Annotated in this window: 24 protein-coding genes; 17 read left to right on the top strand and 7 right to left on the bottom strand. The window is 71.2% G+C overall.

Annotated elements, in window-relative coordinates:
• Positions 1-184 precede the first annotated feature (184 nt).
• Positions 185-394, bottom strand: a complete 210-nt coding sequence (locus ACIOJE_RS38080) for a hypothetical protein (RefSeq protein WP_280685781.1) — start codon at positions 392-394, stop codon at positions 185-187.
• Positions 395-1,988: 1,594 nt separating this feature from the next.
• Here ACIOJE_RS38080 and ACIOJE_RS38075 point away from each other — a divergent pair.
• Complete coding sequence (locus ACIOJE_RS38075; RefSeq protein WP_280685782.1) at positions 1,989-2,123, top strand: hypothetical protein; 135 nt, start codon at positions 1,989-1,991, stop codon at positions 2,121-2,123.
• 107 nt (positions 2,124-2,230) lie between these two features.
• Positions 2,231-2,728 carry a hypothetical protein gene (locus ACIOJE_RS38070; protein ID WP_280685783.1) on the top strand — a complete coding sequence of 166 codons (498 nt, stop codon included), beginning with the start codon at positions 2,231-2,233 and terminating at the stop codon, positions 2,726-2,728.
• A 108-nt stretch (positions 2,729-2,836) separates the two neighbouring features.
• Here ACIOJE_RS38070 and ACIOJE_RS38065 read toward each other — a convergent pair whose 3' ends face one another.
• Together ACIOJE_RS38065 and ACIOJE_RS38060 are read right to left on the bottom strand one after the other, a co-directional pair.
• Positions 2,837-3,055, bottom strand: coding sequence for a hypothetical protein (locus ACIOJE_RS38065; protein WP_280685784.1), 219 nt, complete (start codon positions 3,053-3,055; stop codon positions 2,837-2,839).
• 44 nt (positions 3,056-3,099) lie between these two features.
• Positions 3,100-3,852, bottom strand: coding sequence for a hypothetical protein (locus tag ACIOJE_RS38060; protein ID WP_280685785.1), 753 nt, complete (start codon positions 3,850-3,852; stop codon positions 3,100-3,102).
• 839 nt (positions 3,853-4,691) lie between these two features.
• On the opposite strand from ACIOJE_RS38060, the gene ACIOJE_RS38055 reads away from it, so the two are divergent.
• Positions 4,692-5,108 carry a hypothetical protein gene (locus ACIOJE_RS38055; protein WP_280685786.1) on the top strand — a complete coding sequence of 139 codons (417 nt, stop codon included), beginning with the start codon at positions 4,692-4,694 and terminating at the stop codon, positions 5,106-5,108.
• Between the two features lie 70 nt (positions 5,109-5,178).
• Here ACIOJE_RS38055 and ACIOJE_RS38050 read toward each other — a convergent pair whose 3' ends face one another.
• The 4 genes from ACIOJE_RS38050 to ACIOJE_RS38035 form a co-directional block, all read right to left on the bottom strand.
• Positions 5,179-5,592 (bottom strand): hypothetical protein, encoded by a 414-nt coding sequence (locus ACIOJE_RS38050; RefSeq protein WP_280685787.1) that lies wholly within the window; start codon positions 5,590-5,592, stop codon positions 5,179-5,181.
• Entirely contained in the window at positions 5,589-6,053 is a 465-nt protein-coding gene (locus ACIOJE_RS38045; RefSeq protein WP_280685788.1) for a helix-turn-helix domain-containing protein, read from the bottom strand. Before ACIOJE_RS38045 ends, ACIOJE_RS38050 begins: the two co-directional genes overlap by 4 nt.
• A 1,519-nt stretch (positions 6,054-7,572) precedes the next feature.
• Positions 7,573-8,337 (bottom strand): hypothetical protein, encoded by a 765-nt coding sequence (locus ACIOJE_RS38040; RefSeq protein WP_280685789.1) that lies wholly within the window; start codon positions 8,335-8,337, stop codon positions 7,573-7,575.
• A 605-nt stretch (positions 8,338-8,942) separates the two neighbouring features.
• The gene (locus tag ACIOJE_RS38035; protein ID WP_400782886.1) at positions 8,943-10,307 is read right to left on the bottom strand and encodes a GNAT family N-acetyltransferase; all 1,365 of its coding nucleotides are present in this window, start codon (positions 10,305-10,307) and stop codon (positions 8,943-8,945) included.
• Positions 10,308-10,642: 335 nt separating this feature from the next.
• Between ACIOJE_RS38035 and ACIOJE_RS38030 the strand changes: the two genes are divergently transcribed.
• From ACIOJE_RS38030 to ACIOJE_RS37965, 14 genes are all read left to right on the top strand, one after another.
• Positions 10,643-10,903: a hypothetical protein gene (locus tag ACIOJE_RS38030; RefSeq protein WP_280685791.1), complete on the top strand. Its 261-nt coding sequence runs from the start codon at positions 10,643-10,645 to the stop codon at positions 10,901-10,903.
• 757 nt (positions 10,904-11,660) lie between these two features.
• Positions 11,661-12,509 (top strand): hypothetical protein, encoded by an 849-nt coding sequence (locus ACIOJE_RS38025; RefSeq protein ID WP_280685792.1) that lies wholly within the window; start codon positions 11,661-11,663, stop codon positions 12,507-12,509.
• A gap of 5 nt (positions 12,510-12,514) precedes the next feature.
• Positions 12,515-13,024 carry a hypothetical protein gene (locus tag ACIOJE_RS38020; protein WP_280685793.1) on the top strand — a complete coding sequence of 170 codons (510 nt, stop codon included), beginning with the start codon at positions 12,515-12,517 and terminating at the stop codon, positions 13,022-13,024.
• A 26-nt stretch (positions 13,025-13,050) separates the two neighbouring features.
• Complete coding sequence (locus tag ACIOJE_RS38015; protein ID WP_280685794.1) at positions 13,051-15,291, top strand: hypothetical protein; 2,241 nt, start codon at positions 13,051-13,053, stop codon at positions 15,289-15,291.
• Between the two features lie 264 nt (positions 15,292-15,555).
• On the top strand, positions 15,556-15,876 hold the full coding sequence (locus ACIOJE_RS38010; protein ID WP_280685795.1) for a hypothetical protein: 321 nt from the start codon (positions 15,556-15,558) through the stop codon (positions 15,874-15,876).
• A 285-nt stretch (positions 15,877-16,161) separates the two neighbouring features.
• Complete coding sequence (locus tag ACIOJE_RS38005) at positions 16,162-18,576, top strand: hypothetical protein (protein ID WP_280685796.1); 2,415 nt, start codon at positions 16,162-16,164, stop codon at positions 18,574-18,576.
• A gap of 277 nt (positions 18,577-18,853) precedes the next feature.
• Positions 18,854-19,033: a hypothetical protein gene (locus tag ACIOJE_RS38000; protein ID WP_280685797.1), complete on the top strand. Its 180-nt coding sequence runs from the start codon at positions 18,854-18,856 to the stop codon at positions 19,031-19,033.
• Between the two features lie 64 nt (positions 19,034-19,097).
• A complete protein-coding gene (locus ACIOJE_RS37995) occupies positions 19,098-19,430 on the top strand; it encodes a hypothetical protein (RefSeq protein WP_280685798.1) in 333 nt (110 codons plus the stop codon).
• A gap of 100 nt (positions 19,431-19,530) precedes the next feature.
• The gene (locus ACIOJE_RS37990; RefSeq protein ID WP_280685799.1) at positions 19,531-19,914 is read left to right on the top strand and encodes a hypothetical protein; all 384 of its coding nucleotides are present in this window, start codon (positions 19,531-19,533) and stop codon (positions 19,912-19,914) included.
• Between the two features lie 126 nt (positions 19,915-20,040).
• The gene (locus tag ACIOJE_RS37985) at positions 20,041-20,274 is read left to right on the top strand and encodes a hypothetical protein (protein ID WP_280685800.1); all 234 of its coding nucleotides are present in this window, start codon (positions 20,041-20,043) and stop codon (positions 20,272-20,274) included.
• Between the two features lie 43 nt (positions 20,275-20,317).
• A complete protein-coding gene (locus ACIOJE_RS37980) occupies positions 20,318-20,653 on the top strand; it encodes a hypothetical protein (RefSeq protein WP_280685801.1) in 336 nt (111 codons plus the stop codon).
• Positions 20,650-20,859 (top strand): hypothetical protein, encoded by a 210-nt coding sequence (locus ACIOJE_RS37975; RefSeq protein WP_280685802.1) that lies wholly within the window; start codon positions 20,650-20,652, stop codon positions 20,857-20,859. Before ACIOJE_RS37980 ends, ACIOJE_RS37975 begins: the two co-directional genes overlap by 4 nt.
• 82 nt (positions 20,860-20,941) lie before the next feature.
• Positions 20,942-21,295, top strand: coding sequence for a hypothetical protein (locus tag ACIOJE_RS37970; RefSeq protein ID WP_400782878.1), 354 nt, complete (start codon positions 20,942-20,944; stop codon positions 21,293-21,295).
• Between the two features lie 116 nt (positions 21,296-21,411).
• On the top strand, positions 21,412-21,930 hold the full coding sequence (locus ACIOJE_RS37965) for a Pycsar system effector family protein (RefSeq protein ID WP_400782876.1): 519 nt from the start codon (positions 21,412-21,414) through the stop codon (positions 21,928-21,930).
• The last annotated feature ends 84 nt before the right edge of the window (positions 21,931-22,014 follow it).

Here is a 22,014-nt window from a genome sequence, read left to right as displayed (position 1 = left end):
CCGTCAGTGGGCTGTTCATGTTCCTGTCGACCACCACCACCGCACTCACGGCTGCCGACCGACACCGGCACCCCCTACGGGGCGAACTCCGAGCCGCATACACCGCACAGGATCGGCCCGCCGTCCAGCAGGCCCGGCGTGGCTTGGATCCGGCGCGGACCCGGCCAGACGCCCCGATCAGCTGTCAGGCCCTGCCCGCGTCCCAGATCGTGTCGGGGTCCGACCGCCGGTTCACGCTCGTCTTCGCGTCGCTGGCGAGCCTGACAGTCGTCACCTCCAGGCCGGTCCACTTCCACGCGATCTTCGCGACCCGGGCCTCGTCGCAGCGGTTGTGCACGTAGACCGTGGTGGTCGCCCACCCCGGGTCATAGCTCCAGGCGATACAGCCGTCCACGCCACGGTGTATGCCGCGTGTCTGCGCGTAGACGGTCGGAGCGGACAGGCCAGTGACCAGCACGGCCGCCGCAACCACGGTGGCAGGACGGACAAGAACACGGACAGCGCAGCGCACGGAACCCCCAACGGTGAGCACGGATCGACACATGCCAACCGCCACACGACCCGCGCAGGCACGGCCGCTAATCCATCCGAGCGGCCCAGGGCCGAACCGGCAGCGGCCGACTACAGACATCGGCAGCTCTGGGAAGCCGGTTGGCGCTGGATCGGGCTTTCGGTGTCACAGGCTGACGCTGTGAGCTGGGGTTTCTGACGGTTCCGCGTCCTGTGTCGTCTTGATCATTCCGCGTTCGGTGTCATTTTCCGGACCGTGCGGCCGTTCGGCGCCGCCCCGGGCACGGCTCCCCGGCCCAAGTACGGGCCCGGGCAGTCGCTCACCCCGGCAGAGGCTCAAGGCACTGCGGGTGGGCCGGGTACCGAGCGACGGCCAGTCGGCCAGGGAACGGGCGGAGCCGAACGCCTGCCGGACATCCCCGCTGCGCGCTGGCAGAGCTCCACGAGGGACCCGGGCAGTTGACCGACCTGGCGAGCGGCCCCACACGGGTCTGTCCCTCCCCCGCTGGCCGGAGCGGCCGGTTCGGGGACGGGGCCCGGCTGGGGCCGGGGAGCGGATGCCGGCCCGCCGTGGTCCGACCTTCCACTAAGCGCAGGCGTCCGCCCCGGGCGCGGGCGGACCGGGCCATCGTCGGCCGGGCCGCTTCCTTGGACGTCGGCCCCGCCTTCAGGCGCGGGTTCTTCCACCAGGCCGGGCTCGCCGAACGTCGGCGGAGGGGAGACCGGGAGCGTGGCCGATGGCTGAACCGGCGTCGGCATCGGTGCGGGTCGCGCGTCGCCCTGCAGCGCACCCACCAAAACGGGCGCGACCACCTGTTGATCCGGCAGCGCAACGTCGTCGGGCCGGGAGGGCGGGATCGAGGACACCGCTCCGGCGAGCAACGCCGCCAAGACGCCGAGTGCGACGACCGTCCCCCGTCCCAGCACCCGGGCCGGGGGCCAGCCCGAACTCCCCCCGGCCGCCGGAGACGACACCAGGGTCGGCGTGGCAACCCGCGCCTGCCGTCGGCAGAACTCGGCATTGCGCTCGGCCGTCCACCGCTCCCACGCGCCCCGGCTCGCCCACGCCGCCGCGGCCTCCGCGTAGAGCTCACCCGCCCGTACCCAGTCGGCGCCAGCCGCAGCGACGTGGGCCTGCACCTCTTGAGCGCGCAGAACCTCCGGATGCCCGGCACCCCGTCGCGCTTCGATGTCCTGCCGGAGCTCTTCAGTAAGCCGGGCTGCCAAAGTCCCGTCGCCTGACTCCACCGCGGCCCGAATCCGGGCGACCCGGGGAGCGTAGGCAGCGGGCAGCACCTCTGCGGTATCCACGGTCGACGGTTGCGCTGCACCGGCTTCCGTGTCGTACATGGGGACCTCCTCCGAGCAGTCCAGTCACGCACCGTTCCATTATGTCAGCGTTAAGTAACAGTTCGGGAGCATACAGGCAGCCCAGGACGGCTCGGCACGCGTGGGCGGCAACTCCGTGCGCTGCCGTCGTGAGCAACGGCTCGGTCGGCACCCTCCTGATCAGCGGCATCGTTCCGCCCGACTCCCCATTGGTGTGGCCGCTCGTCGTCCTCGCCCTCGGCTCCACGGCCTACGACCTGGGGGTCCGCGCACTCCGGCACTAGGTTGGGGTGGGGCCTGACTGACCCGTCCGTCGGGCCGGTCAGGCCCGGGGCATGCCCTCGATCCGGTCGCCGGGGTATCCGCCTGTGGCCGGGGTCGTTGGCTGGGCATGGATACCGTCTCGAACCCCTCCCTGCCCGAACTGCGCGGCGACGTCCTGGCCGTGGACATGCTGCGGGCCTGCGTCCGGCACGACGCGGACGACCTGCGCGACCTGCTGGCGGAGCTGAACACCGCGATGCGCCGGTTGACCGACCCGGCCGGCGGCTTCGCGCTCGACAGCTACATCAGGTACCGGGTGGAGGAGCTGTTCGCCGACGCGGTGGAAGCCCTCGGCTGCCACCCGGGCGACACGGTGGCGATGTCGTCCAGCACCGTGGCGGTGGAGGTCGTGGTGATGATGGGCCGGTTCATGATGCCACCGGAGGTGGGAGCCGCGCTGCGGGCCTTCGCCGACGGCGACTTCGGCCCGCTCGGCGACCTGGGTGGCCTCGACCGGGTGGCGGCGGTGTCGCTGGCGACGGCGGCCGCCGAGCGCGCCAGCTCGTCGTCACCGGAGGCGGTCCTGGAGAAGCTGGACCGCCTCCGCCAGCAGTTCAGCGCCTGAACCGTCAGGCAGTACGCCGGGCGACGGCGGCCGCGGTGTTGCTGCGGCCGATCGTCTCCAGCACCTGGGCCAGCCGCGCCCCGAGCTACGTGAACACCTCGTGCGGGGTCACCGCGGGTCGCCGCTCCGGTCGATGCCACCGGCCAGCGGGCGGCGGCCAGTGCGCGGGGCCTGCGGCTCGACCACCGGCACTACCGGCGTGCCCACCAGGCCCGGCACCAGCAGCCGCTCGACCGCGCTTCCGCGCCGGTGGATCAGGGCCTGTTCCTCGCCCTGGCGCTCGGCGGGCAGGGGGCCGGTGTTCAGCGGGCGGCGGGCGGTAGTCATCCCCGAAGTCTCCCACCTGACCGTCCGTCAGCTGGACCGCAGTGTCAGCGGTTCGTTGACAGCCGTGGATCCCTGGCCCGCTCGGCGGCCAGCTGATCGAGCAGCCCCAGGACCTGATCGCGCGCCGACAGCGCTTCACCAGTCCGCTCTCCGTCAGGCAGCCGTTCCTGCCCGCTGGGCGAGTCGAGCGCGTACCGCAGTCCCCGCAGCAGCTGCGCCAGCTCCGGGCCTCGAGTCTCGTCCTCGGCGGCGGCAGCCAGGGCCCGCACCCTGGGCGCGCCGGCAGCGTCCCGCAGCAACGGCCAGGCCTCCGCGACGTCGACCAGCGCGGCCGCAGCCGCACGTAACTGCTGCTCGTGCGCGCGGCACCAGGACTCGCCGTTGCGCTGGCGGGCACGGTCCTCCCGCTGCCGTTCGACGTAGCGGTCGCCCCGTGCCTGAACCGCGCGCTCCAGGCGAAGCGCGCGGTTCTCGGCGGCCTGGCGGCTGGTCAAGCCGAGGTGGTCGGCGATCTGCTGCCAGGTGGCTCCCCGCTCGCGCGCCCCGGCGATCAGGTCGTGCTCCAGGACGTCGAGGTCGTGCTGGGCCTCTCCCACCTGGGTCAGGGCCGCCAGCAGGTCACCGGCCGGCACCTCCGGCGCGGGCTCGCCGGCCGGGAGCCCCAGGCCCAGGGATGCGCCCCGGACCGCGTTCATCGCCCGGGTCGGGATCAGGGGCTGCCCGCTGCCGTACCGGGCGCGGAGCCGTTCCTCCGCGGCCTCGCGCAGCTGCTGCTGGCTCTCGGGGTCGACTGGCATGGAGAGGAGCGTGCCACACCGGCCCTGGTGTCAGCGAATCGTTGACACCAGGGCCGGCAAACGGGCCTCGCCGAGCGACGGAGCGGGCTTTGCGCCCGTGAAGGGCCGCTGACGGGCTGTCACGAGGAATCGGCCGTGCGCACGCCGTTCGGCCCCTGGAGGGGCCTTCCAGGGCCTGTACGGCGTGATTGCGTGCTGACCAGCAGTCACGTTCACGTTCGCGCTCGGGCCGGGCTACTGCTTCTAGGAGCCGCGCGAAGCGCGTCCGCTTGAACCATTTACGGTCTGCAGGCTGCCGACGGCGGGTCAGGGGCGTACGGACGAAATGCAGCTCGTGAGGGTGGGGCGGGGCCTGCCCGGCCCCGTACGGGCCCGCAGGGAGGGTAGAAGGCGAGCCACCGGCCCCGCCCCACCCTCACGACCCGTTCCGCGCGCCCTTGGGCGCGCGTTCCCTCAACCAAGGGGGATAACGAGCCCAGGCGCGACGAGACATCGCCCCGTGACGTCACCGTCCTACGCTCGCTCGCCTCGCGGGCCCAGGCCACCCCTCGTACGCCTCAGCACGCACCGTCCTTCCTCTCGAAGGGCCGGGGCAACTACGGCCGGGGGCCTGCCGGCGTCCGCGCACAAGGGGTGTCACGAGGGGGAGGGTGCCGAGCGGGCACCCTCCCCCTCAGAGGAGTCCACGCCGCCTGGGCTCGTTATCCCTGCATGCTGGAGAAGGGCCTGACGTGCACGGCCGACCCTCGGCGTGTTCGCCCGGGAGGCCAGGCAGCCTCCCCTCAGAGTGGGGGCGAGCGGGCCGGATCCCCCCGGCCTTGATGGGAACGGAGACCGCGGTGCCGGTGAGGACCGACAACGACATCTCGGGCGCGGCGCTGGCCGAGGACCTGCTGCAGGGCGTCGGCAACGAACAGATGAGGGCGGCCACCAGGCTCCTGGGCGCCCACCGCAACGGCTACTGGCTGCGGCGCTTCATCGGGGACCAAGAGCTCGCGGCCGCCACCGCCGACCATCCCCTGATCGACCGCGATGCCCGGCGCCCCAGCGTCGACTGGGACGCCGTCGGCCTGGTCCTGCTCGACAAGCCGTGGATCCTCAAGGCCTCCAGCAGCGAGAAGGCAGTCCTGGAGATCGCCGCCTCGCTCCTGAACCGCTGCGGAGTCCAGCTCGGAAGGGTGCTCCGCGCCGTGGACGGCAGGGAGTTCCGCCTGATCCTGGACGCCCTAGCCGAGGCAGGCCACAGCCCGGCGTAGGCAACCGCGAACGGCGGAGGCCGGTCACCCCGTAGTAGGTGACCGGCCTCCGCCGTTGCTGCAGGACCTGCTACTCGTCCTCGTCGTCCTGGCCGTGGCGCCCGAACGGCAGGTGGTGGACGGTGGCCAGATCCTCCGCGGCCTCGTCCTCGCCCTCGCGCCGTTGCAGGCACTCAACGACCTGCCTCACCAGCGGGCCGACCCGGTAGAAGTTGATCGGGCCCTGGCGATAGCTGAGCTCGAGCCAGCCCTCCTGGGCCAGGCGCCGGATGCTCTTGGAGACCGTCGGCTCGCTCAGCTTCAGCCCCTCGGCCACCGACTTCGCAACGATCCGCACGGTCTGCCCGAGCGGGGCCGCCGTGGCGTAGAAGGCCAGCACCCTGAAGTCGGCGCCAGGAGCCCCCGCCGTCCGCAGCAGGATCTCGTGCATCAGCGCCTGGGTGAAATCGGCGTCATGCTCCTGATGCATAGCGGGCGTGCTCACGCGGCCTTCCTCCTCTTCGGCTTCGCCGGCGCTTCCGGAGCCGGGACTACCGGGAAGCGAGCGTCCTTCGTAGCTTCTACCTGCGTCCGCGCAGGGCCGTCGTAGCCTGCCCGCGGGTTCACCCGGTAGAACCGCATCCGCCCGAACTTCTCCGCCTCCAGGAGCAGCCCCCCTCGGTGGAGCGTCTCGACGGCCACTCGCACGGTCTTCGGCGCGGGACCAAGGATCTCAGAGATTTCCGCGAACGTCAGCCGCAGGGGCTCGGCCCCGTCCGGAGAGTGCGCCAGGAAGAACCCGAAGATGTCCCGCGCGTTCTGGTCGTACCCGGAGTCCTTGTGCCACAGCTTCCGGGCGAGCGCCTTCGGCAGATTGATGTGCCGCCCAGCGTGAGGGTTCCAGTCGTAGCGGACCTTGTCGGGTCCGGGCTTGGTCTCCTCCTCGCTGAAGAGGTCCAGCTGCATGACCACTTCACCTGTCGCCCGGTTCACGCCCTCCAGACGAACCGGGTTGGATCGCGACATACCCCTCCTCACCTCGCGATGTTGCCTATAGGCAACCTGAGGGAACCACCATATCGTGGACTTGCCTATAGGCAAGTCCCTGCGCGGGTGAATCGTGTCGTGTCGCCCCCCGAATCACCGCCGAAGGTTGCCTATAGGCAAGGTGAATGCACGTTTCGTCCACTGCAATGAACGAATCGTCCACTCGATATGGCCCCTGACCTGCGGAAACGCGTTTCTCCTCTTAATACTCACTAGACGTCTCCGACCACGTGCGGCACCGTCTCGCCGGCCAAGGGCCGGAGGACCGGCGCGCTGCGCCGGTGCCGGGACCGGCCCCGGCAGGCCGCCAGCGCCCGGGCGGCGCTGGACCCGCCAGCTACCGCCTGCCCTGAACGCGCTCGCAAGCTCCCGCGTTCACCACTCGGGCCTGGCGGCCCTCCCTGGGCAGTTGGTTCCGGTGCAGGTGGCCAGTCGCCGTCGGGGCGGACTTCGGGGGCGAGCACCGTCCTCGGACAACACGCCTGCGGGGGTGGACCTGGTGGTGCTGAACGTCGAGCTTCGGGCGGTTCGGGATCGTCGTTCGGGTACCAGCAAACGGGGGCGACGGCCCGGGGAGGGCTCAGGGAAAAAAGTCCGAACACCACTCGAACTTCTCTCACCACAGGCAGCTGGCTCACCCTGACCACCCCGAACGGGAGCCCGGCAGCCCACGGCTAGGACCTCGTCCAGGTGGCGACTACACGCGGGAGCCGGCTGATGCGTGGTGCCGCGATGCGCCACCGTGAGGACCACCTACGAGCATGGGGGCGCATCGTGGTGCCGCGCAGCGCCGGTTAACGGCGAGCAACCACCGAAGTCTGCTCTCGACGGAAGGCTCCGCTCCGACGTTCACGCCGCGGGTGGGCGGAGGCCAGCTCGTGGTGCGGCTATCGGAGGATGGTCGGAAGGACCGGCTCCGCTGCGGTGAGAAGCTCCTCTTCACGGCCCGGCCCGCGGCGAGATTGGCGGCGTTGGCCGTCGACCGGCTGGATGCCCGCCGCAACGACCGCCATGCAGAGAGCGATCTCCGAGTACCACTACGGCTCGGCCGGCTAGGAGCAGCGGGCACAGGCCCCTGACACGTGTCAACGAATCGCTGACACGTCTACCAGAGAGCCAGCTGCTCCGGAGCACCCGTACGGGAGGTGCGGATGATCCCCGTGAAGAGCCCGCCGGGGGGCGCGCTTACCGGCTCCGGTGCGACGCCGGGGAGTTCCTGGTCCCAGTGCACGGTGCTGCAGTGCGCCAGGTAGCCGGCTAGGCCTCCCTGAACCTGAATCGGGCAACGGTCGCACTGGTGCCACCAGGAGGGGTCACCCGCAGCCCGGGTCCCCTCCACGAGGTGCAGCTGGTACTCGGGCGGGAGGTAGGAGCGGAGGAGCAGAACAGCGTTGCCCGTCACTGTGGATCTCCTCGATGGTCGCCTGGTCGGCTCATGCTAGTTGGCGCTGCGGCCCGTCGTACGACCAGATCCGGCCTGTCTGGCCTCCTGGGCGTCGGCCATCTTCTGCCGGATCTCCCAGAGGATCTGGTTGGCGTTCGGACCGGCGTCCATGGCCGGGTACCGCAGGTCCTGCACGTCTCCGCTCCCATCCTCTCCAACCGGAGCGGGGGTCGTCGCGACGACCCCCCGTGGGTCGCCGTCGATCCGCCCGTCCGGAACAGCACCGCCTGCGTGCTGAGGATCCGCACGCCGCTCGCCGAGCGCGGTGACGTTGTCGTACCGAACCTCGCCCTCGCAGGGCGGCTGGGCGTCATGACGGTGCCCAGGAATCTCGACACCCGCATCCCGGAGCGCGGCGTAGGAGCGCCGGTAGGCGGTCGCCTTGGTCAGGTCGCGCTGACGGGCGCTGAGGTTGATGCCCAGCTCGCTCGCGCAGCGCAGGATCTCCGCCACAGGGAGCACCCGAGGGATCGCCAGGCCGTACCGGGTACGGCTGTTCACGTCCCCTCCGGATTCCTCGTACACCAGGTCGGCGGCGACGAGGAGCTTGAGGGCCCTGGCGACGGAGGCCTTGCCCTTGTTGGTCAGTTCCGCCAGAGCCGCGCGACGGCGCGGATCCTGCAGGGCTGCGCCCTTGCGGGGGGTGGTCGCGTACTCGGCTGACCCCTCGCCGATCTCGTACACGGTCGCGATGTCGTATCCGACGAGCAGCATGTCCGCGGTCGGTAGGCCCCGCAGATCCTCTGCGTGCTGGAGCATGAGCTCCCTGAACCTGGCGCGCCAGGCCTGCGGTGCGAAGACCGCCTCCAGCTGACCTTCAGGGCGACCGTTGTGGTCTGGGCCGAGGCCATCGCCTACGCTCTGCAATGTCCGCTCCGTCGTCCTTCGTGAGTGTGAGCGGCAGCTGCCGATTACGGGACTCGTCCTCCCGCCGGCAACCCGAGCCCCGGCCGTTGGTCGGGGCTCTTGCCTTCACGGCACCCTATCCGGCGAGCTGCGCGATCCGGCGGCGGCTGATCGGTTCCCATCCAGGTGTGTGAGCGCATCAGATCCGGCTGCCTCCGTACCCCTTGGAACAGTCAGCTGTAGTACGGAGAGAAGTACTCCAGTTACCCAGAACTCCAGTAAGAAGAAGGGGGGTCGTCACAACGACCCCTGCAGGGGTCGTCGTGACGACCCTTCGAGGGGTGGTCACGACGACCCCCCAGAGGGGTCGTCACGACGACCCCCGGCGACTGCGGGATCCGCCGGCCCAAACCCACGCCGCCCTACCGAACGGCGAAGGCCCCGACCGTCCTCGGTCGGGGCCTTCGCCGTCGGGTGTAAGTCGATGCCGGGCTCCTCGGTGATGCCGGAGCCACGGCTCAGTCGCAGTCGGGTACGGCGTCCGCTGCTGCCATCTTCAGCAGCGGACCGACGCCGCGTGTGACCCCTGCAGCCCGCTGGAAGAGGGCTCCCGATCCTCGGCGCTCGAGTTCGACGGTTCGCAGGTGTTCGAAGCCGCGGGCCCGGTAGTAGGCCTGGAGACTTTCGTTGGACTTCCACGCGTCCAGCCGGAGCCAGCGCTTGCCGCTCTCCTCGGCCAGCTTGCTCGCCCAGTCGAGCATCGCGCTGCCCAGCTCCTGGCGGCTCGCGTCCCGGCGGACCGCCATCCGGTGCACGTAGAACGCTGGTTCAGCTGCCTCCTCGCTCGTCCAGAACTCGGTGTCGGCGTGCTCGTCCACGGTGACCGTCGCCACCGGCACCTCGCCGTCCCAGACGAGGTAGCACTGCCCGGCCGCGATGTTCTCCTGGATCCGCTCGGTGCGGGGCGGGTACTGCCACTGGTCGATGCCTCGTTCCTTGAGCCAGGACGCGGCGTGTTCCCAGAGCTCGACCACCGTCTTGAGATCGTCCGGCGAGGCTGCCGAGACCGTCAGCTCGTTGCCGAGCCGGGGCCGGCGCCGCTCGAACAGCATCTTGATCCGGTCGCCCGGCAGGCAGTTGACCACCACGCGTGGGACCTGCCCGTCCGCCGTGTAGCCGGTGGAAATGTGCTCGGCCACCGGCGTGCCCGGCGGGATGCTGAGTCGGCCAGCCTCATCCGGGGTGGGCATGCGCCACTCGAACTCATCGATGGCGTCGACCTGGTGGTACCCCAGCTCCGACAGGACCTGGTTCGCTCCGCGTGCGATGTCCGCCGGGTTCATGATCTCGGAACCCTGGACGATGGCCAGGGGGTAGTAGGAGTCGTTGGTGAGGTAGGGGTCGCCGTCGAGCAGGCGGATGCGACGCCGCACGGCCACCAGTTCGCCGGCCTTCAGGTGCATGCGCTCCTGGACGGCGGCGGGCGCCGGCAGGATCTCGATCGTGATGGTCTGGCCGGGCGTGCGCCCCTCCCGCACCATGTCCGTCATGAACGAGTCCATCTGCGGGCTCAGCGGGCGCTTCCGGAACTCGGCCTGGGGACGGTAGACCATGGGCTGGCGCGAGCGCACGAAGTGCCCGCGCGGACGGTCGGCGTAGATCAGCCCTTCGTTGATCAGCACCTCCAGAGCGCGCTTGACCGTCGTCCGGGTGGTCTTCCACTGCTCGGCGAGAGCGTTCTCCGTCGGGAGCGCGTCGCCAGGCATGAGGCGGTCGTCGTCCAGAGCCCCCGCCGGGCCGGCTTGGCCCGGCACGATGCGGGCGCGGAGCCAGCTCGCGATCTGCAGATAGAGCGGCTGCTGCTTCTGGTTGCTAGGTGACATGAGTCTGTTCTACCTGCTCAGACGCCCATTGTCTAGTCAATATGAACAACATGCGCCATAGCCCTTGACCAATCGCGTCCGGGGTGCAAGAGTTCTCGTTGTCCGCACATTGTCTAGGCAATATGATTCGACAACAAGGGCTAGGCAATGAGCCCTTGAGTAGGCAAAACGAAAGGCCCGCCGGGCATGGCGGGCCTTTCGAGAAGTCACCAAGGCCCGCCGGGCATGGCCGGCCTTGGACAACAGGGTCACCAACGTGAAGGGAGCTGACCCGTGAACAGTCTGACAGCTCTGCCCGACACCGGGCGCCACGGCGGCATCGCTGGAGGTGCCCGATGAGCATCCGGTCCTACTTCGGCTTCGGCGCCAGCCCGTCCGCGACCGCCGCCGAGCCCATGACCAAAACCCGCTACGCCACCTCGAGCCCGACCGCCGCCTCCACGGACACCCGCCCCGAGCGGCAGATCGTCCCGGTCGACGGCCGGGTGCCCCTCACCCCCGAGCAGGACCCCTACGGGGAGGGGAGCAGCGAGCCCGTGCGGCGCAACTTCGGGCGCCCCGGACCCTGGCCCGACCTGCCGGGCGGCGCCGCGTGACGGACGCGCCGGTGCTGAACCAGGCCGACCTCGCCCTCAGGTGGGCGCGTCAGGCCGACGCCAGGCGCACCCCCTCCGGCGAGTGCCCGCCCCGAGTCGCTCAGTTCCGGCCGCCGGACGCGCCGGTGCTGAACCAGGCCGACCTCGCCCTCAGGTGGGCGCGTCAGGCCGACGCCAGGCGCACTTCCAACAGCGGCTAGTCCGCCGCACCCCCGTACGCGTCGCCATCTTGATCGACGCCCACCCCCGGGCCGATCCCCTTCGCGGGCTGGAGCGGCCCCGTCAGTGGGCGCCGACCGAGCCATCGGTCAGCGCACCTGATCCGCACCACCCAGCGCCCGGAAGTCGCTTCCCCATCAGGACGGCCAAGGCAGCGCGGTTCCTTGATTCGACAACAGCCTGCGGGGCCCTGGCACGGCCTGCCGCAGGAGCACCATCCGCAGCCCGTGGCTGCCCTGATCCCCCGTCCGCCGGCATCAGCCGACGGCCGGGGGCGAACGGGGAGCTCCGGACCTTCGGGCCCACGGCCCGAGCACGGATGCCGACCGCCGTCCGCGACGGCACCGGACCGCCCGGCCCCAGCTTGCAGGCACGGCCGGGCGGCCCACCCCACCGATCCGCTACACGAACCGAAGGGAGACACCAGGATGCCCGACTTCGCGCGCTGGGCGCTGGAGTACGTTGCGGCGCTGTTCCTCCTGTTCAACGCCGCGCTGATCGTCTACGGCTGCTACCTGCTGATCCGGAGGTGGCCGCGGTGACCGACCAGACCACCAGCCCGGCCGACCTGTTCGACACCGTCTTCGCCACGCACACCGGCGAGATCGTGGACGCCGTAGTCATCGAGGACATCGCCGACGCCGAGATCATCGACCCGCTCCCCGAAGCCGAACCGGCACCGCAGATCATTGTGATCGAGCCCGAGCCCGTCACCACCGTGAAGGACTCCCCCGGCCCAGGAACCCACGTCCCGCCGCCGAGGACCGTCCCCTACGTCCCCCCGGCGCCCAGCACGTTCACCGCTCCGCCCCCGCCGCCGCTACCCCCGTGCACGCCGTGCGCTCCCGGCAGTAGCCCTAACTGCGGCGGATGCAACCTCCGCCCCGGCGAGCCGATCCCCGTCGAGGTCATCGCCCCGGTCCCGGTCCCGGTTTACGTGGTGGAGCCGCCCGCCCCGCCCGAGCCGATGTGGGACTGGTCCTGGCTCCAGCTCGGCAAGAACGCCGTCGCCGCCGGCCTGGCCGTCGTCCCGGCCTGGTACCTGCAGCCACTCGGGGCGCACTACGGCGTCCCCGTCGCCGCCACGGTACTCGTGCTCTTCCCGCTGCGGCCGGTCGCCTTCGCATCCGCCACCGTGTGCGCGGCCTGGTACGCCTCCGCCGCTGCGGGCCTGAATGAGGCCACCAGCAACACCATCGAGGCCCTGGCCTTGATCGCGCCGCTCGCCAGCTGGCGCATCCACGCCGCCAAGAACGGCACCCTCGCGCCGGTCTCGCCCCTGCGCCGGCTGGCCGCCTGGGTCGCCGTCCTGACCGGCGTCCTCAACATCCCCGCCATCACCGACTTCACGACCTGGACTGTCCAGGTCTTCACCGGAGGGAACTGAAACCCATGGACATTACCCTCGGCACCTACGCCACCGTGCTCGGCCTCACCACGTGGCGCGTCGTCAAGGTCACCGGAATCGGCAAGCTCATCGCCGGCTCGAAGAACGTGACGGATCTGGTCCCGTTCGGTGTCGGCAACGTCGTCGGGGTCACCGGCGGCCTGTGCACCGGCGGCATCCTCGGCGGCCTGGGCTGGCTGAGCTACCAGGCCAGCGTCTACGGCGGACAGCTCACCCTCTGGGGCGCCACCGGCGCGGACTCCACCACCCAGTACCACGGCGTCGAGCCGATCCCGCTCTCCAACGGCGGCTCCCTGCTGCTGTTCGTCGTCGCCGTCGGAGGCGCCGCCGCCTGGAAGGGCCTCAACAAGGGCCCGAAGCGCCAGCTGATGGCGGGCGTGGTCAACGGGGCCGCCCTCACCGCCGTCCCCCTTGTCGCCTACTACTCCCACCTCGCCTTGTCCACGGGCGGCGACAGCCTCCTCACCGCCCTGAACCACGCCGTCAGCTCCTGACCCACGACCAGAAAGGACAGCTCGACGTGTCGGTGACGCTGAACAAGCCCGCCCCCGACGACACACCCGACGAAGACGAGGTGGTCGACGCCGAGCTCCTCGACGACGACCACCCCGGCCCGCGGCCGGTCCAGCCGCTCCCGTGGTGGGAACGGCAGCGCGCCCACACCCGCGAGGGCCTGCGCGTCCTGGCCGCCGAGCGCGGCGCCTGGCTGACTGGCCACAACCTGAGCGACGAGTACGTGGCCGTCGACCTCCTCAACGGCCGCCACCGGCAGTGGAAGGGCGCGCAGGACATCGAGCACACGAACCTGAGCGCCCGCGCGAAGGAGCACCACGTCGAGGCCAAGAAGGCGACCTCCGCCTCCCGGGTCCAGAGCGTCACCCCGACCGAGTACGGCGCCGCCCGCAAGACCGCCCTCGCCGCCACGGCGACCGCCGCCCAGTGGGAGCAGCAGGCCGCAGCCGTCCTCGCCCGCAGTTACCAAAACCACCTGCCCGCGACCCCGGCGGAGATCAGCGAACACCGGCGCCGCATCGCCTCCCGGCGGCTGTGGCGCCGGTGCGTGCCGACCGTGCTCGCTGTTGTCGGGACGGTCCTGCTGACCGGCGGCGCCCACGGCCTGATGGTCGTGGGCGCCGCCGCGGCCGCCGCCGTGACCGTTGCGGGGTGGGCGAAGGGCGCGAATCCCAGCTGGCGCGCCGCCTCTCCGCAGCCGCCCGGCCTGGCCTACCCGGTGCCCGAGGGCACGCTCCTGGTCGCCCGCAACCCCGCGCCCGACGAACAGCGGGATCCGGCGGCGGCGCCGACAGAACCACCCGCCGCCGCACCTGCGCCGGGCCCGGCCGGCGCCCCGCGCGCCGACGCCCCGCAGCCGACCGGCCAGCCATACCCGATCCGGCTGGCCGCCACCCCGGAGCAGGCCGGGCAGTGCATCCACCTCGCCCTGCGCGCCGAGGGCCTGGCCGTGGGCTCCGTCACCGATGTCTCCCAGGAGCGCTGGGGCTGGAGGGCAACGGCTCACCTCACGAAGGGCCGGCCGAGCACCCTGGTTGCCAAACTGCCGGACCTGGAGGTGCTTCTCGGCGTCCAGCAGAACGGCGTCATGGCGCAGCCGCAGCGCGCCGCCGCCGGATCCGTGGTCCTGCGGGTCATCACCAGCGACCCGTTCGCGCAGATGCCCGAACACCCGGTCTACGCGCCGAAGTCGAACTCCATCCTGAACCCGGTGAACCTGGGCCCGTCCATGGACGGCACCGCGACGACGGTCGTGCTCGCCGGACAGAACATGTTGGTCGTCGCTGCCTCAGGTGGCGGGAAGTCCGCGCTGGTACGGACGATGGCCGACTACGTGACCAGCTGCTATGACGCCGTGGCGTGGGACATCGACCCCACCGGGCGCGGCCTGGGCCCCCTGCGGGGCGCGGCCGGACGTACCGCCTACACCAAGGCGGACATCGACAAGGCGATCGGCGACATCATCCGGTACGCCCAGGCCCGTACCCGGCTGCTGGGCGACGACGTCGACAACTGGCAGGTCACCGAGGACGCCCCGGCGATCATCGTGTTCTGTGACGAGTTCCTGCAGCTGACGCCCAAGCAGAGGGCCCGGCTGATCCAGGGCACCCGGATCACCCGCAAGGTCAGAATCTCGTTGGTGATCCTGGTACAGGACGGGACGGCCGACGCGGTCGGCGACGCGATCGCCGACGCGCTCGGCATCCGCATCATGCTCCCCTGCCGCCTCGCCGACGTGCCGCTGGTCGTCGGATCGAGCACCGCGGTCTCCGAGGGGTGGGCACCTCACCGGCTCACCCCCTCCCCGGGCGACTGGGACCCGGCCGACGCCGGGAAGTTCTACATCCTGGGGCCGGGCCTGACGGACCCGATCCTGCGTAAGTGCACCTACATGGGGCCGGTCGCAGCCAAGCAGCGCGCCGTCGAGCGCCAGGCGGCCGGAATCGTGCAGATCGACGCGGCGACCCTCACGGAGGCCGGCCACGATGCGGGCGGCGACGACGGAGACCAGGACGCCCGGATCGGGTGGGTCGCGGCCGCCTTCGACAACGACGCCGCGCTCAGCGCGGAGACCCTTCTGGAGCGCCTCACCGAGCGCTGGCCCGACGAGTTCGGCGACTGGAACCGCACCCAGCTCCGCGATCTCCTCAAGCCCCTCGTGGGCGTGCCGAAGCCGGTCAACGTCGGCGGCAAGACCGCTCGGGGCTACCGGCTCCAGGACCTGACGGACGCCCTCGAAGAGGCGTAACCGAGGCCGCTGCGGGGGTGTAACCGGGGACGCCGGCCGTACGGCCGGATCACACCCTGGTTACGCCCCCACACAGGCTCTGACCTGCTCAGTTACGCCATTACGGCCATTACACCCACCCCCCGCCCAACGCCCCCGGAGGTGCCCTCCAGGCCCCTCCGGGGGAGGCCTCGACGGCGACCTGCCGGACACGCCGTCACCGCCCGGGACGGAGATCGCCAAACCCGCCCCACCCGGTCGGCCCGGTTCACCAGACTGTGCGTCATGGGCTACTACACGACCACCCGCCACGCCTCCGACGCCGCCGATGCGATCCGCACCATCCGGGAGAAGGCCACCGACCGCGACGCCTACGACGACGTGGACGAGATCACCCGCACCGCCGAGCACCTGCGCGCCCTGGCCGAGCACCTGCCCCCCGTCCTCACCCAGCAGGGCCTCGCCCTGCTCCTGCACGCCCGCGACCCCGAACAACGCGAGGTTACCGACGGCCAGAAGGCCCTCGCCCAGGCCGCCGCCCACGCGGTCCGGCTGGAGGAGGCCCTGCGCACGGCGATCGAGGAGATGCGCCGGGTACGCGACTGACCCACCGTCAGCGAGCACCACCCGGCTTCTCAGGACGGTTTTCCGTGCGGCTGCTCCGGTCCAGGAGCAGCCGCAGGCGGGACACAGAAGCCGGCTTCTGCACCAAGCCGTTCCTGACGTCCTAGGCAGCACTCTCCTCGAGCCAGCCGACACCGCACGAACGCCACCGGCGGCAATCTGCCGACCGGACGGTGTGCGCCAGGCTTCCCAATCAGGACTAAACCTGGTAATGTTCTCTGTGTTGGGGGGCGGATATCCCGCCCTTCCAGAGCGATTGGAGACCCCTTGAGCAGGAACTCCCGGGCCGCCTCGAAACGGCCCCGAAAGACCCCCCGGCAGGCCGCCCCGCCCGCCGTCCAGGACCCGGCGGAGGGGGTGCCCCGCGCCATGCCGGCTATCCCCGGCGAGGAGCAGGCCGCCGCCCCGGGCGAAGAAGACCGCAAGGGCGCAGAGGAAGCCCTCGCGGCCGCCGACCAGCAGGCTCAGGACCTGCTCGCCGAGGCCCAGAACAAGGCCGACGCCCTGGTCGCCGAGGCCCGGCAGGAAGCGGAGAAGGTCTGCGCAACCGCGAAGGGCACCGCCGAGACCGAGGCCAAGCAGGAGGCCGCGCGGATCCGCGACGCCGCTCGTCAGGAGGCGGACCGGATCCTTGCCGAGGCCGCCGCTGCGGCCGGGCGCCTTCAGGAGGAGGCGAAGCAGCAGGCCAACGCTCTGAAGGCGGAGGCCGAAGAGGCCCAGCGCACCGCGCGTGCCGCGCTGATCACCGCGCAGCAGACCGCCTCCAACCTCCAGGACCAGGCCGCCGCGGACACCGACCGCCTGCGCCAGGCCGTCGGCCGGGAGGTCGACCAGCGCCGGTCGGATGCCGACACCGACGCCGCCGCCCTGCGCGACGCAGCCCGCAAGGAGGCCGACGCGACCCGCACGGCAGCCAACCAGGCCGCCAGCGACGCCAACGAGCTCCTGACGAAGGCCCAGGCTCGTGAAGCTGCAGCCAAGGAGCGGGAGTTGGCCGCCGGAAGGGCCCTGGCCGAGGCCGAGGAGGTGCTGGAGCGTGCGATGTCGCGCACGATTCAGCGCAACCACCGCCGCGAGCTCAAGGACCAGGCGAAGGCGGACCGCCGACGCGCCCGACAGGCCGAGCGAGCGGACCGTGGCACCCTGTCCGACCGGGTCATGCGCTTCGTGCAGGCCAACCTGCGCCGTCTGATGGTGGTCATCCCGATCACCTCGCCGATGGCGGTGGCCTGGACCGGACAGGCGTCGTTCGCGGAGACCGTCCTGGACTGGGCCTTCCCGTTCACCATCTTGTTCGCGGCCGCCTGGGAGCTGTCCACGACCTTCACGGGCTGGATGTACCACGAAGCCCGTAAGCAGGGCGACGCTGGCACGATCTACCGGGTCGCGACCTGGTGCTTTGCGAGCGGGGCCGCGGTAATGAACTACTGGCATAACTCCGGGCAGGTCACCGGCCGCAGCTTCGACTCGGCATCCGGCAAGTGGGTCGACCAGATCACCTACTGGCACGCCACCCCCAAGGCGGTCAGCTTTGCGGTGGTGTCGATTACCGGCATGGTCCTGTGGGAGCTGTACGCCCGGCTGATCCACAAGCAGTACCTGCGCAGCAAGGGACTGGCAGCGCGGGTGCGGCCAAAGATCACCCTGATTCGATGGGTCCGCTACCCCCGGCACTCCTGGACCGCATGGTCCCTGACCATCACCGACGAGTCGCTGGTCACGCTGGAACTGGCGTGGGCTGCTGCCGAGACCAAACTGGCGCACCGCCGGTCCCTGAAGGCCGTACGCGCCGGCCTTCCGGTCCCGTCCACGTTCAGGGTGGTCCCGATCAGTCCCAGTCTCTCCCCGGCCGGTCTCCCCGGTCTCGCCGTGCAGGAGACCGGTCTCGCAACGACGCCGTACAACCGGGCCGCGACCTACGTCCTGGAGCGCCTGGACACCCAGGGAGGTACCTCGGGAGGGACGAAGCGCGAGACCACGGCCGGGACCCGACGGAAGGCCGAGACCGGCTTCCCCGCCCCGGCCCTGCCCGCCAGCGAGACCAGCTGGACCGAGACCCGCAGCATCGGGACCGGCGAGACTGGCACCCGCCGTCGCGAGACCAGGGAGACCTCCACGATCCCCGGCGTCGAGACTCGGCGCCGTGAGACCAACGGGTCCGGGACCAGGGCCGGAGAGACCACCGCTTCCGAGACCGAGACCATCGCTTCCGAGACCTGGACCGCCGAGACTCGGCGCCGTGAGACCAACGGGACCGGGACCAGCGCGGGAGAGACCACCGCTTCCGAGACCGAGACCACCGCTTCCGAGACCGAGACCATCGCTTCCGAGACCTGGACCGCCGAGACTCGGCGCCGTGAGACCAACGGGACTCCCCTTTCCGGTACCGAGGGGAGCGGGACCTCCGAGCCCGAGACCGACCAGGTCCCGGCCGAGACCGGCGAGGACGAGCCGGACGGCGAGGTCTCCAGCATCGGCGAGATCGAGACCGAGATCGACCTCCTGCTGACCCGGTTGGTCCAGCGCGGGGGCCGGTTCACGGTCAAGCTCCCAGAGGCGATGTTGCTAACGGGGAGGCCCAAGTCGACGGCAGCCAAGCGCCTCGCCGTCGCGCGGGACCGGTACGACCGCCGTCCCAAGCCCAGCCCCGAGCGCACACCGGGGATCACGCAGGGCGCCTGACGACGGCAAAGGGCCCCGGGATGAAGCAGACACCCCGGGGCCCACGCCGGGCGCCGACGGCACCCGCGGGCCGGGTTCGCCCCCGGCCTGCCCAGGCCAAGGCCAGGGCGGCCCAATACTCCCACCCCCGGAAGGTCGACGGGACGTCACCCTTCCCGATTAGTTCTAAAACTGGTAATGTTCTATCTGTCGGGACCGGTGGTCCCGACCACCCGGACGCACGTGGCAGTGCTCCGGCACCCGAAACACACCCCCTTCCGACGAGAGACGAGGACCCATGTCCGAGAACACCGCCGCCGGCATCTCCGAGACCGTCCAGCAGCTGCACGCTGAGGCCCGCCAGGCCTACGCCGCCGCCCAGGACCCCCAGCGGGCCGCCGACGCCCGCGACCTGTCCGCCCGGGCCCGCACCAGCGGCAACGCCGCCGCTGGCGCCTGGACCGGCCAGCAGCACTGAGCCCCCACCCGAGCCCGGTGGGGCGGTACCGCCGTCCCGCCGGGCCCAGCTGACGGAGAGACCGATGTACAGCGTGACGCACACCTCCATCCAGAGCCTCGGCCTGGACACCGACGACAAGCTCCGCCAGTGGGCTGCCGACGCGCTCTTCGCCAGTGACATGGCGACCTGCGACATCACGAACGGCCCGCGCCTCCAGGCCCGCCCCCTCGTGCGGGCCACCGTCTGGAGCCTCACGGAGACCGAGCGCGCCGAGCTGGTCCGCGCTGCCTTCTCCAGCGACACGGCCGCCGCCACGCAACGCATGGAGGCCTGCCGCGGAGCCGTCCACGACGCGCCGGCCTGGCCCCTGCTGGATACCTGGAAGGTCGCCATTTCCGCCTCCCCGGACTCCTGACAGCGAGCGGGCCCAGCTGGCTTAGCCCGTGCCGCCCGGACCACACCTCCGGACGGCGCGGACGGAGCCGGAACCCCGGACCGCAGAACAGGAGGAGCGCATGTCCGTCCACCACCTCGACCTCCTCGACGGAGCCCCCGCCGGCCGCAGCGCCCGCGTGGGGTGGGACCAGGCCTTGGCCACCTACTGGGCTCAGGTCTACGACGACCGCGGCCGCGAGCAGCAGCCCGTCGACCACGTCTTCGCCGGCGGGTCGCGGTACGACATCAGCAACCCCGACACCGTCCTGGAACTCGTCGCCCCCTACGCCCGGATCACCGAGGGGCTGCGCGAGCAGCTGCTCGCCGACCGCGAGCGGGAGGGCGACACCTTCGCCGGCCTTCCCGGCACCTTCCTGGCCGCCGCGGCCTGGCCGCCCGCCGCCACCACCATCGGGCAGTTGACCGCCGTCAGCGCCCTGCTCACCAGCATCGACGCCCCCTGACCGCCCGCCGCGAGTCGAGGCGGCCCCCAGATCCCGCCAAGGGAGCCGCCGAAGTCCGCCGATCGCCCCCAGCCGACCCGGCCCGCGGCAACACCACCAAACCGCACGAGCGAGAGGAACACAGACATGGGCAAGACCGCGATCCGCAGGAGCAAGCCCGGCGTCAGCCGCGCCAAGGCGTGCAACGGCAAGGCCCACTACAGCAACAAGACCGACGCGCAGCAGGCCGGACGCGACTTCGCCGACAAGCACCCCGGCTACCTGGACCGCGTCGCCTACGTGTGCCCGTACAGCCGCACCGGCAATCCGCACTACCACATCGGCCGACGGCTGAATGTCCCGAAGCGGACGACCCGCTGACGAACCGTCGGCAACCATCGAACCCGAACGAGAGGACCACACCGTGACCACCCAGATCCCCGGCAGCCTCATCGCCGCCGCCGCACACGCGCCGCAGCTCGTGCACGCGGCCGTCCACGAGCTGGTCAGCCGGGCGAGCGACGAGTGCACCGACTTCCTCGCCGACGTCCCGGCGCACGAGTTCGAGAAGTCCGCCGCCCTCGACGCGGCCGGTGAGCTGTACGACCGGGTGGCGCGGGTCATCGATGCCGAGCTGACCCACCCCGGTTCCTTCGACCAGCGCCATATCCGTGCCCTGCTGCAGAGGGCCGACCAGGCCGCCCGCGACGGCGGCGTCCCGTTGGCCCTGGTCGAGACGCTCGTCCACCTGCTGCCGTGACCAGCCGACCGACCCATGCCCCCCTCTGGGGGGCACCCAGCCCGGCCCAACTGGAGCCCTGGCGCCTGCCGAAGGACGACCAGTGGTCACACGGATGCCCCCGCTGCTATCTGGTCTGCCAAGGAGGGCGCGCCGGCCTGACCGCGCACTTGGCCACCGTCCACCAGGGCGAGTCCACCCCGACGACCCGCTGGACCCTCGACTGACCGGGCGCTCGAAGTCGAGCAGGACCCACCCCTGCTCGGCCTCGGCTACCCGGCCGACACAACCGTGACGGAGGAAGTGCCCATGACGACCACCCCCTTGACCTTCGCCGTCCTGGCCGACCGTTACGGCCGAGCGGTCGCATACCTCGCGAGCCTCGACCGCAACCCAGTGCCATCGGATCCGACCGCGGCCGACGCCGCCACGTTGGTCCAACTCGTGATTGATGCCGCTGACTTCCTGATCCAGGACCACAGCTTCGAGCAAGCCGGGCTGCTGACGGCCGCCGCCTCCCACCTTGCCAACGCCCTCAAGGCGGGCGACGACGACCGGCCCGGGCTGCTGCGTCAGGCCGAGGAGAAGCTCGGCTTCATCGGCGACATCACGCCGGACCTCCGCGCCCACGCCGACGAGCTCGGTATCGCCTGGGCCTTCTGACACCGGCGCACGCACCACGCTCCGCGCACCCGGTCTTCAGGGTGACGCAGGCAGCAGAACCACCCAGGCCGGACAGGAAAGTCCTGTCCGGCCGCACCACAGCCCAGGAGGAGACCGTGCAGCATCAGGAGCCGGTGGTCAGGCCCACCAACACCCAGTACGAACGAGCACACGCCACGGTGGCCAACGAGCTGGCCCGCGCCGAGGCGAAGGCCCAAGCCCTGACGGCCGCGCTCGGCCTGCCACTTGCCGTCCTGGTCGCCCTGGCCCCAAGCCGACACCTCCCGCCGGTGGCAACCGCGCTGGTCGCGCTCGGAGCAGCCGGCCTCGTCGCTGCCATGGTGATGGTGCTGCTCGTCGTCCGCCCCCGCCTGGACGGCCAGGTGCGCGGCTCCTGGCTCCACTGGGCCAACTGCACCGCCGACGACCTCGCGGCCGACCTCACCACCGAGCAGCTGTCCAGCCAGGTGGTGATCCTGTCCCAGCTGGCCCGAAGCAAGTACAAGGGCCTGCGACGAGCCATCGACACCACCATCGTCGCGCTGCTCGTACTCGCAGCCGCCCGTCGTGGCCGTCGTCCTCACCTGATCGTCTGCTGCTTCTGCCCCTGGTGGTGGTCACCCAAATTTGGGTGACCGCTGCTGGGGGTTTTGGTGTTTGTGCGTCGGTTTGTGGTGGTGGGTGGGGTGGTGCGGGGGTTGGTGGGTGGTGGGTGGGGT

The sequence above is a fragment of the Kitasatospora sp. NPDC087861 genome (assembly GCF_044742585.1).
Taxonomy (GTDB): domain Bacteria; phylum Actinomycetota; class Actinomycetes; order Streptomycetales; family Streptomycetaceae; genus Kitasatospora.
The sequence above is the reverse complement of the archived record's forward strand: the minus strand, read 5'-3'. Positions and strand labels throughout refer to the sequence as shown.

What these genes read in the sequence shown, in the direction of transcription:
- ACIOJE_RS37985 (WP_280685800.1), top strand. Translation starts at nt 20,041, where the DNA reads ATGGGCAAGACCGCGATCCGCAGGAGCAAGCCCGGCGTCAGCCGCGCC.
- ACIOJE_RS38040 (WP_280685789.1), bottom strand. Translation starts at nt 8,337, where the DNA reads ATGCTCCAGCACGCAGAGGATCTGCGGGGCCTACCGACCGCGGACATG.
- ACIOJE_RS38010 (WP_280685795.1), top strand. Translation starts at nt 15,556, where the DNA reads ATGGGCTACTACACGACCACCCGCCACGCCTCCGACGCCGCCGATGCG.
- ACIOJE_RS37995 (WP_280685798.1), top strand. Translation starts at nt 19,098, where the DNA reads ATGTACAGCGTGACGCACACCTCCATCCAGAGCCTCGGCCTGGACACC.
- ACIOJE_RS38035 (WP_400782886.1), bottom strand. Translation starts at nt 10,307, where the DNA reads ATGTCACCTAGCAACCAGAAGCAGCAGCCGCTCTATCTGCAGATCGCG.
- ACIOJE_RS37970 (WP_400782878.1), top strand. Translation starts at nt 20,942, where the DNA reads ATGACGACCACCCCCTTGACCTTCGCCGTCCTGGCCGACCGTTACGGC.
- ACIOJE_RS38060 (WP_280685785.1), bottom strand. Translation starts at nt 3,852, where the DNA reads ATGCCAGTCGACCCCGAGAGCCAGCAGCAGCTGCGCGAGGCCGCGGAG.
- ACIOJE_RS38020 (WP_280685793.1), top strand. Translation starts at nt 12,515, where the DNA reads ATGGACATTACCCTCGGCACCTACGCCACCGTGCTCGGCCTCACCACG.
- ACIOJE_RS38070 (WP_280685783.1), top strand. Translation starts at nt 2,231, where the DNA reads ATGGATACCGTCTCGAACCCCTCCCTGCCCGAACTGCGCGGCGACGTC.
- ACIOJE_RS38045 (WP_280685788.1), bottom strand. Translation starts at nt 6,053, where the DNA reads ATGCAGCTGGACCTCTTCAGCGAGGAGGAGACCAAGCCCGGACCCGAC.
- ACIOJE_RS38000 (WP_280685797.1), top strand. Translation starts at nt 18,854, where the DNA reads ATGTCCGAGAACACCGCCGCCGGCATCTCCGAGACCGTCCAGCAGCTG.
- ACIOJE_RS38030 (WP_280685791.1), top strand. Translation starts at nt 10,643, where the DNA reads ATGAGCATCCGGTCCTACTTCGGCTTCGGCGCCAGCCCGTCCGCGACC.
- ACIOJE_RS37990 (WP_280685799.1), top strand. Translation starts at nt 19,531, where the DNA reads ATGTCCGTCCACCACCTCGACCTCCTCGACGGAGCCCCCGCCGGCCGC.
- ACIOJE_RS38065 (WP_280685784.1), bottom strand. Translation starts at nt 3,055, where the DNA reads ATGACTACCGCCCGCCGCCCGCTGAACACCGGCCCCCTGCCCGCCGAG.